Origin of the sequence: Desulfonatronospira thiodismutans ASO3-1 (assembly GCF_000174435.1) — a bacterium.
GTDB lineage: Bacteria > Desulfobacterota > Desulfovibrionia > Desulfovibrionales > Desulfonatronovibrionaceae > Desulfonatronospira > Desulfonatronospira thiodismutans.
This window is the reverse complement of record NZ_ACJN02000003.1, coordinates 93970-110575: the sequence shown is the minus strand read 5'-3', so window position 1 is coordinate 110575 and position 16606 is coordinate 93970. Positions and strand designations below refer to the sequence as shown.

General features: G+C 53.3%; 16 protein-coding genes. 5 read left to right on the top strand and 11 right to left on the bottom strand.

Annotated features, from left to right (window positions below):
* Positions 1-228 precede the first annotated feature (228 nt).
* The 9 genes from DTHIO_RS12270 to ybgF form a co-directional block, all read right to left on the bottom strand.
* Positions 229-699, bottom strand: coding sequence for a cytochrome c3 family protein (locus tag DTHIO_RS12270; protein ID WP_008870592.1), 471 nt, complete (start codon positions 697-699; stop codon positions 229-231).
* Positions 700-811: 112 nt separating this feature from the next.
* Positions 812-2071: a glutamate-1-semialdehyde 2,1-aminomutase gene (hemL, locus tag DTHIO_RS12265; RefSeq protein ID WP_008870591.1), complete on the bottom strand. Its 1260-nt coding sequence runs from the start codon at positions 2069-2071 to the stop codon at positions 812-814.
* 47 nt (positions 2072-2118) lie between these two features.
* Positions 2119-2598: a siroheme decarboxylase subunit beta gene (gene ahbB / locus DTHIO_RS12260; RefSeq protein ID WP_008870590.1), complete on the bottom strand. Its 480-nt coding sequence runs from the start codon at positions 2596-2598 to the stop codon at positions 2119-2121.
* Positions 2599-2681: 83 nt separating this feature from the next.
* A complete protein-coding gene (locus DTHIO_RS12255; RefSeq protein ID WP_008870589.1) occupies positions 2682-3620 on the bottom strand; it encodes a tyrosine recombinase XerC in 939 nt (312 codons plus the stop codon).
* Positions 3592-4527, bottom strand: a complete 936-nt coding sequence (locus DTHIO_RS12250) for a GGDEF domain-containing protein (protein ID WP_008870588.1) — start codon at positions 4525-4527, stop codon at positions 3592-3594. The genes DTHIO_RS12255 and DTHIO_RS12250 overlap by 29 nt, the downstream gene beginning before the upstream one ends.
* A 16-nt stretch (positions 4528-4543) precedes the next feature.
* On the bottom strand, positions 4544-5380 hold the full coding sequence (locus DTHIO_RS12245) for an HDOD domain-containing protein (RefSeq protein WP_008870587.1): 837 nt from the start codon (positions 5378-5380) through the stop codon (positions 4544-4546).
* 15 nt (positions 5381-5395) lie between these two features.
* Positions 5396-5755 (bottom strand): hypothetical protein, encoded by a 360-nt coding sequence (locus DTHIO_RS12240; protein ID WP_008870586.1) that lies wholly within the window; start codon positions 5753-5755, stop codon positions 5396-5398.
* A gap of 737 nt (positions 5756-6492) precedes the next feature.
* Positions 6493-7638 (bottom strand): DNA-processing protein DprA, encoded by a 1146-nt coding sequence (gene dprA, locus DTHIO_RS12235; protein WP_008870585.1) that lies wholly within the window; start codon positions 7636-7638, stop codon positions 6493-6495.
* 103 nt (positions 7639-7741) lie between these two features.
* On the bottom strand, positions 7742-8479 hold the full coding sequence (ybgF, locus tag DTHIO_RS19885; protein WP_008870584.1) for a tol-pal system protein YbgF: 738 nt from the start codon (positions 8477-8479) through the stop codon (positions 7742-7744).
* A 183-nt stretch (positions 8480-8662) separates the two neighbouring features.
* On the opposite strand from ybgF, the gene DTHIO_RS12225 reads away from it, so the two are divergent.
* Positions 8663-9637, top strand: a complete 975-nt coding sequence (locus DTHIO_RS12225) for a hypothetical protein (RefSeq protein ID WP_008870583.1) — start codon at positions 8663-8665, stop codon at positions 9635-9637.
* Between the two features lie 265 nt (positions 9638-9902).
* Here DTHIO_RS12225 and ruvB read toward each other — a convergent pair whose 3' ends face one another.
* Positions 9903-10862: a Holliday junction branch migration DNA helicase RuvB gene (gene ruvB / locus DTHIO_RS12220; protein WP_008870582.1), complete on the bottom strand. Its 960-nt coding sequence runs from the start codon at positions 10860-10862 to the stop codon at positions 9903-9905.
* Positions 10863-11135: 273 nt separating this feature from the next.
* On the opposite strand from ruvB, the gene DTHIO_RS12210 reads away from it, so the two are divergent.
* The 4 genes from DTHIO_RS12210 to DTHIO_RS12195 all read left to right on the top strand — a co-directional run bounded on the left by DTHIO_RS12210 (position 11136) and on the right by DTHIO_RS12195 (position 15507).
* Positions 11136-12293: a protoglobin domain-containing protein gene (locus DTHIO_RS12210; RefSeq protein ID WP_008870581.1), complete on the top strand. Its 1158-nt coding sequence runs from the start codon at positions 11136-11138 to the stop codon at positions 12291-12293.
* 209 nt (positions 12294-12502) lie between these two features.
* A complete protein-coding gene (locus DTHIO_RS12205; protein ID WP_008870580.1) occupies positions 12503-13870 on the top strand; it encodes an NAD-dependent succinate-semialdehyde dehydrogenase in 1368 nt (455 codons plus the stop codon).
* Between the two features lie 32 nt (positions 13871-13902).
* Complete coding sequence (locus tag DTHIO_RS12200) at positions 13903-14361, top strand: small multi-drug export protein (RefSeq protein WP_008870579.1); 459 nt, start codon at positions 13903-13905, stop codon at positions 14359-14361.
* A 207-nt stretch (positions 14362-14568) separates the two neighbouring features.
* The gene (locus DTHIO_RS12195) at positions 14569-15507 is read left to right on the top strand and encodes a YbgA family protein (protein ID WP_008870578.1); all 939 of its coding nucleotides are present in this window, start codon (positions 14569-14571) and stop codon (positions 15505-15507) included.
* A 291-nt stretch (positions 15508-15798) separates the two neighbouring features.
* Here the strand turns inward: DTHIO_RS12195 and DTHIO_RS19880 are convergent, their stop codons facing one another.
* A complete protein-coding gene (locus tag DTHIO_RS19880) occupies positions 15799-16458 on the bottom strand; it encodes a zinc dependent phospholipase C family protein (RefSeq protein ID WP_161598672.1) in 660 nt (219 codons plus the stop codon).
* Positions 16459-16606 lie beyond the last annotated feature (148 nt).

The window sequence follows — 16606 nt, the reverse complement described above, 5'->3', positions numbered from 1 at the left end:
AAAAATGCAGGTATCCTCTAATGGTCCAAAGGACAAGATTTTATCGTCGATTGCCTGTTTACCATACTGGACATGGCTGGTGAAGGCAAGAGTTTCAAGGTGATGAGCTGATAAAGCAGCCTGATTTTGCTTTGAGGCAGAAGGCCGCATATTTGAAGGTGAAGACAGGGAATAAAAAAAGGGGAGAGCCTGGCTCCCCCCTTTTTACAAAACGTTTTGGATCAAAAGTTAATCCTTTGGATGACACTCGGGACATGCTGTAGGCCCGGACTCTTCTCCGGCCCTGGCCAGGTCGCGGTGGCAGCCGGTCATGCACAGGTCATGATAGGCCTTGTAGAAGTACCTGATGTCTCTTCTGTCCTGGGGCTCTTCAGCCACGGCCATGTCGTGACAGCCCTCGCTCATGCATCCCTTGATTTCGTATGTGCCGTCCCAGGGTTCCCCTTCTTCGTCATGGTGGCATTCGCCGCAGTCAAAATCTCCATGAACAGTGTGGGAAAAGGGTGACGGGGCCTCTCTCATTTCGCCGTACTCCTCGGGAGCATAGAGCAGCCATTCGTCAGCATATGAGCCGAACTCGTACTCCATGTCCTGGTCCAGTCTCTCATGTCGTTCCGTCAGTCCGGCGTAGAGGCTGGGCAGCAGCACGAAGCCCACAAAAAAAGCACAGATCATACCGATCACCATGGATTTTCTCATAATTTCCAACACCTCCTTATACCTTTAACATTGTTCAAAACAGCACAACCTGGTTAAGTTAATATACTCTAACCGTTACCCTGTCAAGAAAAGTATTGGGTGTTTGTTATTTTTAGAACTTGAGGTTTTTGGCGGACTCCAGGGTCTTTTCCCACTCTTTGGGGCCGTGGGCGAATGAATTGAAAGCGCACTCATAGTTGAGAGGAGCCAGGTAAATACCCTGTTCCCGCATCCCGGTGTAGAATTTGCGGAAAAGTTCCTGATCGGATTTTTTGGCCGATGTCAGGTCCGTAACCGGATCCGGGGTGAAAAACAGTGTAAACAGGGAACCCAGAAGATTGAGCTGAACCGGCAGCCCTTTTTCTGCCAGAACCTCTTTGAGCTTTTGAGCCAGTTCACTGGTTTTCTCCTCTAAGTAGTTATAATCATGCTCTTTGAGGGCCTGCAGGGTTGTCAGTCCGGCGGTCATGGCCAGAGGGTTCCCGGCCAGGGTCCCGGCCTGATAAACCTCTCCAGCCGGGGCGATTTTGTTCATGATTTCACGCTTGCCTCCGTAGGCCCCGACAGGGAGTCCACCTCCAATGATCTTGCCCAGGCAGGTAAGGTCCGGGATCACGTTATAATAGCCCTGGGCACCGGAATAGGAGAGCCTGAAGCCGGTGATCACCTCGTCGAAGACCAAAAGCGCGCCATACTCATCCGCCAGCCTGCGCAGCCCCTCAAGAAATCCAGGCTGAGGAGGAACAAGTCCCATATTACCGGCAGCGGGCTCCACAAAAATGGCTGCAATGTCTGAGCCGTATCTGGTAAACAGCTCCTGGACCTGTTCCAGGTTGTTGTAATCCGCCAGCAGGGTCTGGGCCACCACCTCATCCGGCACCCCGGGAGTGCCGGGAATGCTCACCGCTCCTGATCCTGCGCTGGCCAGAAAGGCGTCCACGTGGCCATGGAAGCACCCGGTAAATTTTATCACCCTGGATCTGCCGGTATATCCCCGGGCCAGACGCAGGGCGGACATGGTGGCCTCGGTTCCGGAATTGACCATGCGCACCATTTCCACGCCCGGCAGGGCATCAATAATTTCTTGAGCCAGATCTATTTCGGGCTTGCAGGGGGCTCCGAAGCTGGTGCCGTTTTGCAGGGCATCCTCCAGGGCCTTGCGTACCCGGGGATGGTTGTGGCCCAGGATCATGGGACCCCAGGACATAACATAATCGATATAGGGGTCTCCTTCCTGGCTATACATGTAAGCACCCTGGGCCCTGGCAATGAACAGGGGGTGCATGCCCACACTCCCGGCGCGTACCGGGCTGTTGACGCCGCCGGGAATCAATTCTCTGGCGGTATTGAAAAGATCCTGGGAAATACTCATAAATAACCTCGATGTTGTTTGATGATTTGGTTTAAGGCCGGAAAAACTTAAAAATAGCTCATGGAGGTTTTTTTAAGCTCTTTGTAGCTGAAAAGCATTTCATACTGTTCCACACCGGTTTCCCGGGCCAGTTCATAAACCACCCGGGTGCAGTGCTCCGGGCTGCGCCCGTGGACCATGGTGTACAGGTTGTAAGGCCAGTCCATGCAGCTTGCCCGCTCGTAGCAGTGAGTTATTTCCGAGCGCCTGGACATGATTTTTCCTACATGCCGTATATCCATGGTATCGTCAACGTACCAGGCCACCATGGCGTTGTGACCGTATCCGGCCTGCTGGTGCCTCAGGGTAGCCCCGAATCTGCGGATAATGCCCCGCTCTTTGAGATTCTGCAACAGATCCAGGACCTCTTGCTCCGATATGCCTGCCATGGCGGCTATGTCGGCAAAAGGTGACTGGGTGTCGGGCAGGTCGGCCTGAACAATTCGAAGCACTTCTCTTTCCTGTTCCGAGAAATCCACTGGAGTCATGGGGTTCTGCCTTTTTATTTTTTTTGACCGTTACCGGCAGTTTCGTCCATTTAGTAATTTTCATGCCTGGAATCAAGCCTTTCTCAGCCGTCCTGATTTTTGTCTTTTTCCCGGGCCAGGGGATGGGCCTTGTCATAAGTCTGCATGACCTGGTCCAGGTTTAAATGGGTGTAGCGCTGGGTGGTGGAAATGCGGCTGTGCCCCAGAAGTTCCTGAACAATGCGCAGGTCCGCACCTGCCTGAAGCATATGCGTGGCAAAACTGTGCCGCAGAGTGTGGGGGCTTACGCCTTGGGCCCTGGCAAATATCTGTCCCAGGCGCTGGATGATCCTGACCGCCTCCCGGCGGTGCAGACGCCCCCCCCGCATGCCCAGGAAGAGGGCCTTTTCCCGGAGATCAGGCTCAAAGGCGTGGCGCAGGGCAATGTACTGGCTGAGTCTCTCCAGCCCGGGCCGGGTGAGAAAGGCCAGCCTTTCCTTGCGTCCCTTGCCCTGGACACGCACTAGGCTCTGGCCCTGGTCCACGTCGTCCAGGTCCAGGCTCAGGGCCTCGCTTACGCGCAGCCCGGAACCGTAGAGCACCTCGGCCAGGGCCAGGTCCCTTGTGTTTCTGGGGCTTGGTTCCAGTTGGGCCTGGACCATTTCCAGGGCCTGGTCCACGTTCAGAACCCCGGGCTGGGGTTTTTCCTGTTTGGGATTGCGGACCCCGGTGCAGGGGTTTTGCTGGATGATTTTCTGTTTTTGCAGGAAACGGAAAAAAGTTCGCAGGGAGGAAAGCTTTCGGGCCATGGAGGACTTGGAAAGGTTCAGTTTGTGCATTTGTACCAGAAAGGCGTGCACGTCCGCCCGGACAATATCCTGAGGGCTGGCGCAGGTCTTGTTTCTGGTCTGCAGAAATTCTTCCCACTGCAACAGGTCTTTGGAATAAGCCTGCAGGGTTGCCCCGGAGAACCCCTTTTCCACATCCAGATGGGCCAGAAATGCCGTTGCTTCATCAGGCAGGCTGTCTGCGATCCAGGACATAGGAGCTTCCAGGTTCTTTCTTGGCTATGCTTTTCAGGTTCATGGCCTTTTCCGAGGCCTCTCCGTAGTGAGTAAGTTCGCCTTTTTTGTTGAAAACCACGGCTATGGATACGGCCATCAAGGGGAAAAAACTTGCCTTGCCATCCCGGGTGGTGGAATGAATTCCTCCCTGCTTCAGGTCTTCGGGGTCGTAAAAGTTGGGCACGATGCCGTCGAAATTCTGTACCAGCATGGAGCAGACGCTTTCGGCCTTGTCCGGGGGGACAATGAAAACAAAGTCGTCGCCTCCCACGTGACCCACAAAGGACTCCATGCCGGCAAAGGCCCGGATGGTGTTTACAATCACCCGGGCGGTCATCATGAGGACTTCGTCCCCCCTGGAAAAGCCGTACTTGTCGTTGAAAGACTTGAAGTTGTCCAGGTCAGCATAGGCCAGGGCGAACTCCTGTTGCCTGTCCAGCATGTCCTGGATCTTTTGGATGATGGAGGTATTGCCCGGGAGCTTGGTCAGGGGGTTGGCATCCAGTTCCCAGGATGCCCTGGCCATGATAAGCTCCAGCCTGAGCCTGCTTTCACCGGGATCCAGCGGCTTTACCAGGAAATCGTCCACCTCCAGGGCGGCCAGGTCCGGTCCTGCGTCAACTTCTTCGCGGTCCAGGCAGAGGACCACCGGAACCTGGCGGTAGACATTTTCGCTCTTGAATATCCTGATAAGTTCCGTGCCTTGCAGGTCCGGCATCTTGTTGTCTACTATCAATAAATCAGGCGGGCTGTTGAAAAGAAGCTCGATGGCCCCCCGGCCACGTTCAAAAACCGTCCACTGGGCATGGGAGCAGATGGACTTGAGGGTGGTATAAAGTTCTGCATCCGAGGAAATAAGGAAAATATGGCTTTCAGTTTTGGGCATGGGGGTTCCTTCAGGCCTAATCCGGGATGAACCCTGTGAGTTCAACCAGTTCGCGGTCCAGGTGATCAAGTGACTTTTCCAGGTCTTCCTGGCGCAGGTTGAGCACCTTGAATATATACTTGTCCAGGTAGTTGACCTGGTCGTCTCCGCTGTTGCCCACCTGGAAAATCCTGGATAGAAAGTCTCCCAGGTGTACAACGCAGGCTACATCCGGGTAATGCTGGGCTGACTTGGGCCGGTGATGCCAGACCAGGCCTTCGCGCAGCCGCAGGGGCAGGTTCCAGTGATCCGCGAGCCAGGCGTTGATGCGGTCGTGAGCAAAACCCATGACTTCCCTTTCAGCCTGGTAATAGGTAATATCTTTTTCCAGGACCAGGGCGTCCACCTCTTCCTTTATTTCCGGCAGCTGGATAATGCTTACCAGTTTGCCCAGGTCATGCAGGAGACCGGCCACTGAATACTCTTCCGGGTCCTTGAGTCCGGCCTGCTTGGCTATCCCGGCGCAGGCCGTGGCGCACCCCAGGCTGTGTTCCCAGAGTCCCATCATGTTTTTGGCCATTATGTCGAATACCGAGGTGCTGATAATAAGTCCCCGGATCACATTGAACCCCAGAAGAACCAGGGCGTGCTGGATGGTGCCTATGCGGCGGGGAAAACCGTAAATAGGGGAGTTGACCATTTTCAGGACCTTGGCCGACAAAACCTGGTCCTTGGAAATCACTTTGGCTATCTGGTCGGTGGAGGAACTGGGGTCCTGCACCAGTTCAGTAACTTCGTCCAGAACAATAGGCAGCGTAGGCAGATCCTTGACCGAAAGGATTCTGTTCTTTTTTTCCAGATAAAGGTCCTGCATGTTGGCCCCGGCAGATCAGTTCTGCTCTGTTTCAGTGTCTTTTGCAGGCCCCTGGGAGGTCTGCTGTGCAGCCTTGCGCTTGAAGTATCCCCGCAGGAATTTTTTCATTTTCATCATCCAGGGATCCTGCTCGTGCTGCCTGAAGATCCTGTCCAGGGCCCTGATGCGGTCCTGGTACGAGCTTGTTCCCAGGCCTTCCATGTTTACTGGGTTGCCCTGCACTGTGACCCACTCCACTTCCATTCTTTCCAGCCGTTCCAGAAGGGATTCAGTCAGTTCCGTGCCGGCACCCACCAGGACCTGGCCGTTGTCCCTGACCACGGGTTTTTCCAGGACCATGCCTGCAGCGGCCATCTTGAGAGGTATTTTTTGCAATCTGATTCCCTGTTGTGCTTAAATAGCGCTTACTGGTGAAACTTTGTCATAAAAAACAAGAAATTGTTATCACTACAGCGAAACTTATAAAACTTTTCAACCTGTCTAAATCGGGGACAGGCACTTTTGCCGGTTGCTAATTTGCAAATGCTTCAAAAATTCGGCGGCAAAAGAGCCAGTCCCCGGAGGTGAATAAATAAGTTTCGCTGTAGTGTTATCAGTTAATAGTTATTTGTTAACACTACAGCGAAACTTATAAAATACAGTATGGTATCTCAGTTGGGGACAGTCCCCGGAGGTTAATCATAAGTTTCGCGTAACCCTTCAGGGGGAGATATGCCAATTTGCCTATCTGCCAGGCGGGCAATGCCCTGTGGGGATCTATGTTCTTCAAAACCGTGTGTGCGGAGCACCCGTGTGAAGCCTGAAGGCTTCCCGTGCCAGAGAAGAAGTTTTTTTTGGCACGGGCAACTTCGTTGCTCACCCCGGTGAAACCCGCTGCGCGGAGACAAAAGTTTGTTTCACAGGGCGAGCGGGCGGCTTTGCCGCTCACGGTTGGGGAGTAACGCCTGAAGTCTAGTCTCGGTGGCGATTGCCAGCAATCAATACCGAGGACCCCCTGAATGATTACAGTTTCGCTGTAGTGTTAACTGCTTAAGACCAAAAGCTTGAATTAACTGCCTTACCCCATCAACAATGAACAAATAACAGATAACCGGGCTGCGGCATAGCCCGCGTCAGTTTTGAACAAATTTATAGTACATCCCGGGCTCTCTTCTGACCATGCCCCGTATCTCAAGGTTTACCAGGATCCGGCTGATGCTGGAAGGGCTCAGATCCAGGCACTGTGAGAGGTCATCTATGTGCGTGCGCTCCCGGTTTATAAGTTCCCCGGCAACGGCCTTTTCTTCGCTGGTCAGATCACCGGGAAGAGCCGGTTCAGCAGGAACTGGTGCAGACATTTCATTATCATTTTCCTGCTGCAGGTGGTTTTTCAGTCCAAGCTGAAGGGCCTCCAGGATGTCCTGGGCGGTTCTTACCAGTATGGCCCCCTGGCGGATAAGCTGATTGCACCCGCTAAAACCGGGTAGATTCACCTGTCCGGGCAGGGCAAAGACTTCCCTGTTGTGGTCCAGGGCATAGCCGGCTGTGAGCATGCTGCCGCTTTTTATTTCCGCCTGCATTACCAGCACCCCCAGGGAGAGCCCGCTGATGATGCGGTTGCGATAGGGGAAATTATGCGCATCCGGCCTGGTTCCCCTGGGAAATTCCGAAAGTATCAGGCCGTGGTCCCTGATATGCGTCCACAGATCCTGGTTGATGGCCGGGTAGATAAGGTCTATGCCGGTGCCCAGCACGGCTACGGTGCTGCCTGGAGCGCTCAGGGCCGCCCTGTGAGCTTCGCGGTCTATGCCTTCGGCGAATCCTGAGACTATGGTTATTCCTTTTTCTGAAAGCTCCCTGCAGATTTTCGATGTCATTTCCCGGCCGTAGGCAGAGCTGTTTCTGGAACCCACTACCGCCAGAGAAGGACTTTTAGCTAAGGAGATATCACCGAGATAATACAGCAAAACAGGAGGCCCGGCAATATGCCGTAAATGTTCGGGATATTCGGAGTCAGACCATATCAGTACCTGTTCCTGTCCGGACTGGATACGTTCAAACTCACGCTGGGCCTCGGACTTCCACTGACCGGAATTAAAGATGCCGGCCTGAGATGAACTCACCAGCCCCATCTCGGCCCAGTGACTGCTGTTGGCCAGGGCCTGGGCCGGGGAGCGAAAAACCTCCAGGATTTTCTGCCAGGTCTTGCATCCCAGACTTCTGGTCTTGGAGAGTGCCAGACAGGCCCATATTTCGTCTTCTCTGGAAAATTTGAGCACTTGGCTGCCTTGGTGACTTACTCTTGAAACCCTGTCATAAAAAAACAAGAAAAATTGGAACTACGCTGATTAATCAGGATAGATAATACCCACACCACCGCCCTTAAAGGGAATCAAGTGTTTCCCTGGCCTTGTCCGCTGCGCTGCTTTCCGGGTAGTCCTCCAGTAGTACCCCCAGGTAAAACCGGGCATTTCTTTTGTCCTCGAGTCTCTTGTAGGCATAGCCTATTTTGAGCAGGGCATCCGGTGCCTTGGGATCCTCAGGGAAGTGCTCCAGCACCTGCCTGAAGGTCAGGATGGACTGGGGGTATTCTTTTTCCATGTAAAAAGTTTCAGCCAGCCAGTACCAGGCATTTGGAGCCAGGGGGTGTTCCGGATACGTGTCTATGAATTCCCTGAAGGCCTGCCTGGCCTGTTCGGCCTGTTCGTCAAAATACAGTTCCAGGGCCTGGTTGTAGAGTTGCTTAGCTTCAGACGCCGGCTTGTCAGGCTCTTTTTCATTTTTTTCTGGTGCAGGTGGTGGATCAGGTGGTTCTTCCACTGGTTCCGGCTCCAGGTTTTCAGGCCCGGGGCCCGGTACAAAATCTTCCCGTTCAAGCTGCATTTCCAGGTCCATGATTCGCAGGGCGGTCTGCCTGCGCATATTTTCAGTATCCTGTCTCAGGTTGCCAAGCCCTGTCTGCAGGTTACTTATTTCCTGGTCATGTTCCTGAACTTTTTGTTCCAGACTCGAGAGCCTGTCACTGATATCATGCATTTCCTCCGGGGGGTAGCGCTTGGCTGATGAGCACCCCGCCACCAGCAACAGGGCAGGAAAAAGCAGCAGCAGTCTGAAGGTCATTTCTTTCTCCTGATTGCAGTTTTAAGTTTCAGGATATGTAATTTACAGGTTACTTCAACCACCCGGGTTTTTCAAGGAGTTTAAAGGCCCGGATTTATATCCTTGCCAGTAAAGTACTTTTGGGGCAAAATCCGCCCGGTTGAACGCTATTGACCGTGCAATGCATTTTACTGGAGAATTTTCATGCAAATTTTCATATCCATAAACGATATTCTTCCTGCAGCAGCGCTTTTTTTTAACCTGGCTTGTTTTACCGGGGTGCCTGTTCTGTCTCTGCTTGGATACCTGAGTGGAATAGCGCGGAAGAAGGTTTTCATGTTCAAGATGGCCAGGCAGATAGCCAGACTGGGGCTTCTTTTTATTATATCCACGTCCCTGGCCTGTGCCGGGCTTCTTGGGGCCAGCTATTACTACGGGCCTGAAGCGGATATGTGGCTGGAGCACCATGTTTTCTGGGAGTCGGGTTTATATATCTGCTTTGTGGCCCTGGTTTTTTTCGGTTTTTTCACCCTGTGCTGGAACTGGCTGGCTCGCGTCAAGTGGCTGCATCTGCTGGTGGGCTCTGTTGGGGGGACAGCCTGCATGCTCTTTGCCGGAATTCTTTTATGGGCCGTGTGGAGGGAGCTTGACCCCCTGTCCCCGGTATATCCCCAGGCGGATTCCATGTTCTGGCCAGTCCTGGTCCAGGTGTACCTGCTTTCCATTGCCGCAGGATCAGCAGCGGGTCTTTTATACCTTTTATACCGGCGCAACCTGGATGACTTCGGCAGGGATTATTACCGCTTTGTCCTGGGATATGTATCCAGGTGCGGGATCTTTTTTGCGGTCGTTTCCCCATTGACCTGCATCTGGTTGTATTTTGCCGGCAGGGAGGTGTTCATGCCGGATCACCTGATAATGCCCGGAGCCCTGTTTGTAATTTTTCTGGTACTTGCGGTTCTGCTTCTGCTGCGGATAGCCCGCAGTGCACATCCCCTGCGCAACAAAGCGGCCATTATTGTCTGTCCGGGGGTCTTTTTGCTGGTGGTAGCCGTGCGCCTGGTATCCTACCTGGAAGTGGCGGATATGGCCGCCCAGGGTGAGGTCCTGAGCACATTCATGCGCGACTGGATGCAGGCGTTAGAGTCCTGGGCTTCGGGTCGGATCCGGATGTGGTAGGGGCATAGGGCATGGGGCATGGGGAAGAACGTATGGGAGTATGGGTGTGTGGGAGTATGGGAGTGGGAAGAGATGGAGACAGGGCAGGGAGCAAAGGCATTTATTGTGCCTTTCCCTGACTTAACAAGCAACCCATTTTCTAAGTGTAACCATTCAGGGGGTCCTCGGTGGTTACTCATGGCATTAGGCCAGGGGACTGTCCCCCTGGCCGGTACCTACCCCCCTGAATGGTTACTTCTAAGTGTTGTAGCAGGGCTTTTTTTCTTCAAACCGGTAGGTTGAGGTGTTCGTATGCCCTGGGAGTGGCCACTCTGCCCCTGGGGGTGCGTTTTAAAAATCCGCACTGGATGAGATACGGTTCGTAAATGTCTTCCAGGGTGCGGACTTCTTCTGAACAGGCCACAGCTACTGTCTTGACTCCCACAGGACCGCCTGCGAATTGGCGGATGATGCAGTCCAGGATCTTGCGATCCATCTGGTCCAGGCCCAGGGGATCAACATCCATGCGCTTGAGTGCCCTGGATGCCACCTGAGAGTCGATGACCTCCTGCCTGCCCACCACTGCAAAATCATGCACCCTTCGAAGCAGGCGGTTGGCTATTCGCGGGGTGCCCCTGGAACGTCTGCCGATTTCCAGGGCACCGTCAGAGGTTATGTTGATTCCAAGGATCCTTGCGGAGCGTTCCACTATGGTGGCCAGTTCCTCAGGGGCATAAAAGTCCAGCCTGCAGATGACCCCGAAGCGGTCCCGCAGGGGGGAGGTTAAAAGCCCGATCCTGGTGGTCGCCCCCACCAGGGTGAATGGTTCCAGGTCGATCTTTACCGTCCTGGCCCCGGGTCCCTGACCCAGGATAAGATCCAGCTTGAAATCCTCCAGGGCAGGGTAGAGAATTTCTTCTACTGTGGCCGGCATGCGGTGTATTTCATCGATGAACAGGACATCATTTCTGCTCAGGTTGGTCAGAATGGCAGCCAGATCAGCGCTTCTCTCCAGAACCGGTCCGGTGGTGCAGACAATATTCACCCCCAGTTCTCCGGCCAGAATCCTGGCCATGGTGGTCTTGCCCAGTCCGGGGTTGCCGTAAAGCAGGGTGTGATCCAGATGCAGCCCTCTTTCCAGGGCAGCTCCGAGGTAGACCTTGAGGTTGGAGCGTACATCCTCCTGGCCTACAAACTGGTCAAGAGTGTGAGGCCTTACGTGCTCGTCGTTGGTACTGCTGTTCATAGTAATAATGGTCACAGGTGCGGGTATTTAGGCCTGCCTGGCAGAACCGCCAGGCCCGGGGCAAACTGATAATTTTTAAAGTACCATTACTTGCTGCCCTGGTCAATGCGGGCTTTTGCGGCAATGAAACAGGCCTTGCAGGTTTTTGGGTCCAAGCACTTTACAGGAGGATGCTCTTGAGGCAGGAAATTCTTGCCAGGCAGGCAATTTTCAGGTGCTGCTGAAGATTTGGCAGGACTGATGTATTCAGAAATGTAACTCGGGGCGATTATTATGCGTAAACAGGTTCCACTGGAAAGACTTCTTTATTTCAAGGAACAGATAGGTTTTGATGCCAAGACTCAAGAGCTTCTCAAAAAGCACGGTCATGTAATTGCAGAGCACAAAGAGGATTTTGCCGTGTATTTCGAGGAGTTTTTCAGGGGGGTTGAAGAGACCAGGCCTTATCTTGAGGTTCAGGAATATCCAGGACAGCTGCAGGGAATATGGAAGAGGTGGTTTGAGAGCATACTGACCAGGGATTTTGATGAACACCTGGTGGGCTGGATGTGGAACAGTGGGATAACCCATGTGCGCATCAACCTGGATCACAGGTTTGTAAACCTTGGATACTGCCTTGCCAGGAGATTCTGCAATCAGGCCATCAGCAGAAGCATCGCACAGGAGGATATGGCGGAAGCCATGGAGGCGGTAGAAAAGGCCCTGGATCTGTGTCTGCTCATTGAAACCGAGGCTTTTTTAGCCAACACCTTTCAGTGCGACAGCGAAGTTATAAGGGGTATCGCCCACCAGATCAGAAATCCCATTACCGTCATCGGGGGCAGCATCATGCGCCTCAAGCGCAGCAAGGAAGTCACTGCCGGGGCGGCCCATGAAACCTACGACACCATTCTGGCCGAGTCCAGGCGCATGGAGAAGATGGTTCGGGATGTAAGCAGCTACAACGAAGTTTTTCACCGCCAGTCGGAATGGAGCCCTGTTTTCCTGCAGGAAATGCTGCAACAAGTCCTGGATGAGTGCAGTAATCGCTATCCGGTGGACAACCTGGACCTGCAGACCGGTTTTGCTCCCATGGCCAAACAGGTGCTGGGCAACCCTGATGAGTACCGCCTCATGTTCAGGCACCTGCTGGCCAACGCCTTTGAGGCAGTAGATACAGAGAATCCGGTCATAAGCGTGCAGACCTCACTGGATCCGGGAACCTCCATGTATGTTCTGGTGGAGATATTCAATACAGGTAAACTCTCTGGTACAGATGAAATGGAGACCCTGTTTACGCCCTTTTTTTCCACCCGGGCCATGGGCACCGGACTGGGCCTGCCCATATCCAGGGTGGTGGCCCAGAAGGTCAAGGGAAATATAATGCTCTACCCAGTCTCCAAAGGCGGCGTGGCTTGCCTGGCCAGTCTGCCTCGGGGAGATTTGGATTGAGGGATTGGGGAATTGAGGGATTGGGGAATTGAGGGATTGGGGTATTGGGGAATTGGGGAATTGGGGGGTTGGGGGATTGGGGGATTGAGGGATTGAGGGATTGGGGAATTGAGGGATTGGGGGATTGGGGGGTGACCTGGCTGTAAAGCAAAGAGAGTCAGGGCGGCCAGGAACAGGGCTGAACATCAACTTATAAAGGATAGATTCATATGGGATATAAGGCTGTAAACCCTGCCACTGGAGAAGAGCTGCAAAGTGTAGCCTGCATAGGTTCCCGGGAACTTGAGAGTGCCCTGGAGGAAAGTTTCCAGGCGTACCTTCAGTGGCGGGAGACGGGGTATGAATGCCGTGCAGGGCTTGTAGGTGCTGTTGGGGAGATATTGAGACAGAACAGTAAGAAATATGCAGATATTATTACCAGGGAAATGGGCAAGCCCATAGCCGCGGCCAGGGGAGAAATAGACAAGTGTGCCCGGCTCTGTGATTTTTATGCAGAACATGGCGCAGGTTATTTATCAGATGAAGAGATAAAAGTGGATAGCGGCAGAAGCTTTGTGACTTACAATCCCCTGGGGCCTGTGCTTGCTGTGATGCCCTGGAATTTTCCTTTCTGGCAGGTTCTGCGTTTCGCTGTACCCGCGCTCATGGCCGGCAATACCTGCCTGCTCAAGCATGCGGCCAACGTACCCGGATGCGCTGCCGAGGTTGAAAAGGTCCTTTTGCAGGCGGGTCTACCCAGGGGAGTTTTCTCAAACCTGTTCATCAACAAGGAGCAGGCCCTGGAAATCCTGGGAGACGGGCGCGTCAGAGGGGCCACCCTTACAGGAAGCGTGAGCGCCGGCAGGGCAATAGCAGAGCGCGCCGGAAGCATGCTCAAGAAGACCGTGCTGGAGCTCGGAGGCAGTGATCCTTACTTGGTCCTGGAGGACGCGGACCTGGAGCTTGCAGCCCGGACATGCGCCGCAAGCAGGCTCATGAACAACGGGCAGACATGTATAGCAGCCAAGAGGATCATTGTGGTGCAAAAGGTCTACGACGATTTTATGGATCTGTTTCTGCAGGAAATGGCCCGGGCGAACATGGCAGATCCCATGCATGATGACTGCACCCTTGGGCCCATGGCCAGGGAAGACCTGCGCCGGGAACTGCACGGCCAGGTGGAACGTTCCATGGGGCAGGGAGCAAGGCTTGAGCTTGGGGGATATATTCCCGAAGGTCCCGGATTCTGGTATCCAGGTACTGTTCTTTCCGGTGTAAAGCCTGGCATGCCGGCTTTTGAGGAGGAACTTTTCGGGCCTGCAGCGGCCGTCATAAGCGCTAATGATGAAAAAGAAGCCATAGAGCTGGCCAACAGGACCAGGTTCGGCCTGGGTTCTGCGGTTTTTACCCGGGATATAGAGCGTGGCACCAGGATCGCTTCCAGTGAGATCGAGGCTGGCTCCTGTTTTGTAAATTCCATGGTCCAGTCGGATCCCAGGCTGCCCTTTGGAGGGATTAAAGACAGCGGGTACGGCCGTGAACTTTCCGTTCAGGGCATAAGAGAATTTACCAACATCAAGACGGTATTCGTCAGGTAGAATTTTTTATGCCGGAAGACACGGGATAATTTATGGAAGCCTTGTGGCAATACTTTCTGGTTTTTATCCTGTCGGCAACCCCCTGGATAGAGATTCTGCTGGTGATACCCGCAGCTCTGGCCATGAGCCTTGATCCCTGGCTGGTGGGCATCCTGGCCTTTGCCGGAAATACCGCACCGATATTTATCATGGTGTACGGCTATGAGCTGTGGCGCAAATGGAGGGCGGGCAAGGCAAAAGGCTATGCAAGACCGGCCTCCAGGCGCAGAAGGAGGGCTTTAAGAATCTGGAACAGGTACGGTCTTCCGGGGCTGTCTTTGCTGGCACCGGCTCTTACCGGGGTCCACCTGGCCGTACTCATTGCTTTGACCTTCAGAACTTCAAAAAAAGATCTTCTGGTGTGGATGAACATCAGCCTGGTGGTCTGGACCACTGGCCTGACTCTGGGAGTTTATTACGGTATCGAAGGCCTGCGGTTTTTAACCGGCTGAGTATACTTTTAATGTAACCATTCAGGGGGCACAGGAAACGTCCCGGGGACAGTCCCCGCGACACCTTTTTCGCACAAAAATTGTAGACACTAAGTTTGTGAACCTGCTCAGTTAGTACTTAGCGGGGACAGTCCCCAGGCCTGGTGCCAGTAGCCACCACCGAGAACCCCCTGAATGGTTACCTTTTAATTATGCAAGGAGAAACACTTGAAAATTGGAATTAGTACATGCCTTCTGGGCGAAAACGTGCGCTATGACGGAGGGCACAAGCTGGACAGGTACCTGCGGGACCTGCTGGGCAAGTATGTGAGCTATGTACCGGTATGCCCGGAAACCGAATCGGGAATGCCCATACCCAGAGAAGCCCTGCGGTTGGTAGGGGATATAGACTCTCCAAGGCTGGTCACCCAGAAGTCCGGAGAGGACTATACCAGTGTCATGCAAAGCTGGGCATCAAAAAGGCTGGATGCACTGGAAAAAGAAAAGCTGTGCGGTTTCATTTTTAAGAGCAAGTCTCCCAGCAGCGGCATGGAGAGGGTAAAAGTCTACAATGACAAGGGTCACCCGGTTCCCAAGGGGCGGGGGATATTCGCGGGAATGTTCATGGAGCGCTTTCCCCTGCTGCCCGTGGAAGAAGAGGGCAGGCTGCATGATCCCATGCTCAGGGAGAATTTTATCACCAGGATATTTGTCTACGGCAGGTGGCTGGAACTGATGGAGCAGGGGCTGACCACCGCCCGTCTCATTGATTTTCATACCCGGCACAAGCTGCTCCTTATGGCCCACAATGTAAATGCCTACAGGGAGCTGGGCAGGCTGGTGGCCGGGGCCAGGGAGCTGCCTCCTGATGAGCTCGCAGATCAATATATAAGCAAACTCATGACAGCCCTGAAACTTTCTTCCACCATCAAGAAAAACGTCAACGTGCTGCAGCATGTCATGGGGTACTTCAAGAAGGACCTGAGCAGCGATGAAAAGCAGGAGCTGCTGGAAGTCATCGGCAACTACAAAGATTCGCTGGTGCCACTTATCGTGCCTGTAACCCTTCTTAATCACTACGTGCGCAAATACGACCAGCCATATCTCAAGGAGCAGGTGTATCTAAATCCCCACCCCATGGAGCTCAAGCTTAGAAACCATGTGTGATGGGTGGATTCGGGAATTCAGGGATTGGGGGATTGAGGGATTCGGGAATTTTGGGATTGGGGAATTGAGGGATTAAGAAATTAAGGGATTGAGGGATTGGTGAATTCAGGGATTGGGGGGCAATCCTGCAATCAACTATGATTTTTAAGTTCAATTATTGCAGCATGTTGCTGTCAAACAGGGTTAGTATTATATCCAGCACGGTCTACTCCCCTCCTTGGTTAAGGAGGGGCTGGGGGTGGTTCGTGTTGAAGGTCCACTTCCTTACAAATCAAGCAGTTGAGAAGTTTATCAGACAAAGATGCTTTTCAGCGCTGTGAGGACTTTTTTCTTCTTTTTGATGTTGGGGGTCATGCGCACGTAGGTACTGGACTCCTTGCGGCTCAAAACGTCTATGGCGCGCTGGACAGACATCTGGTGGTACTTGTCGAAGTCTTCGTGGTAATAACTGGTTATGCGGCGGCGGTTTAACCCGGACATGCTCAGATAGGCCCGGTACACCCCCTGAAAGCCCTTGGACCGGCAATCCTTGGGGTCTATCACCTTTCTGGCCAGCCGGTCATTTGACTTCAGCCGGCTTTTGTCCATGCGGGCTACAGCCGGCCAGCACTTTCTGGTCACCAGGCTGTCGGACTCCATCTCCACCCAGGCATGGCCCAGTTTGCCCCTGGAACCCAGGTCCATTTTACCGTGGGCCACTGTGTCAGCAGCCAGATGGCTTAAAAAACCACAGGCAAAAGCCTGATCCGTGCGTTTGCCTGCAGCCTGCAACAACATAAACCCGGTTTCCCAGTCATGGGGGTTTTTCTGTCCCGGCTTGCCCAGAAAATAGTCCGCCACCACCGAACCGTAAATGAAATTGGTGGAATAGGCTGTTAGAAGAGAGTACACTGCTACCGGCAGCAAACTGGCCGCCCGCAGTATCTCAAAGGCGAAATGTGTATGGGTCATGGGACCCCAGGCAAATGCATTTTCAGCGGAAACAAAAAATATGATCAGGAAAAGTATAAATATTTTTTTCATAAGTCAGTAGTTCTTTGCGGAAATATTGGAGTGCATCCCTGCCCTGATTGGTTGTTGAGTTGCCCTGTATGGACAA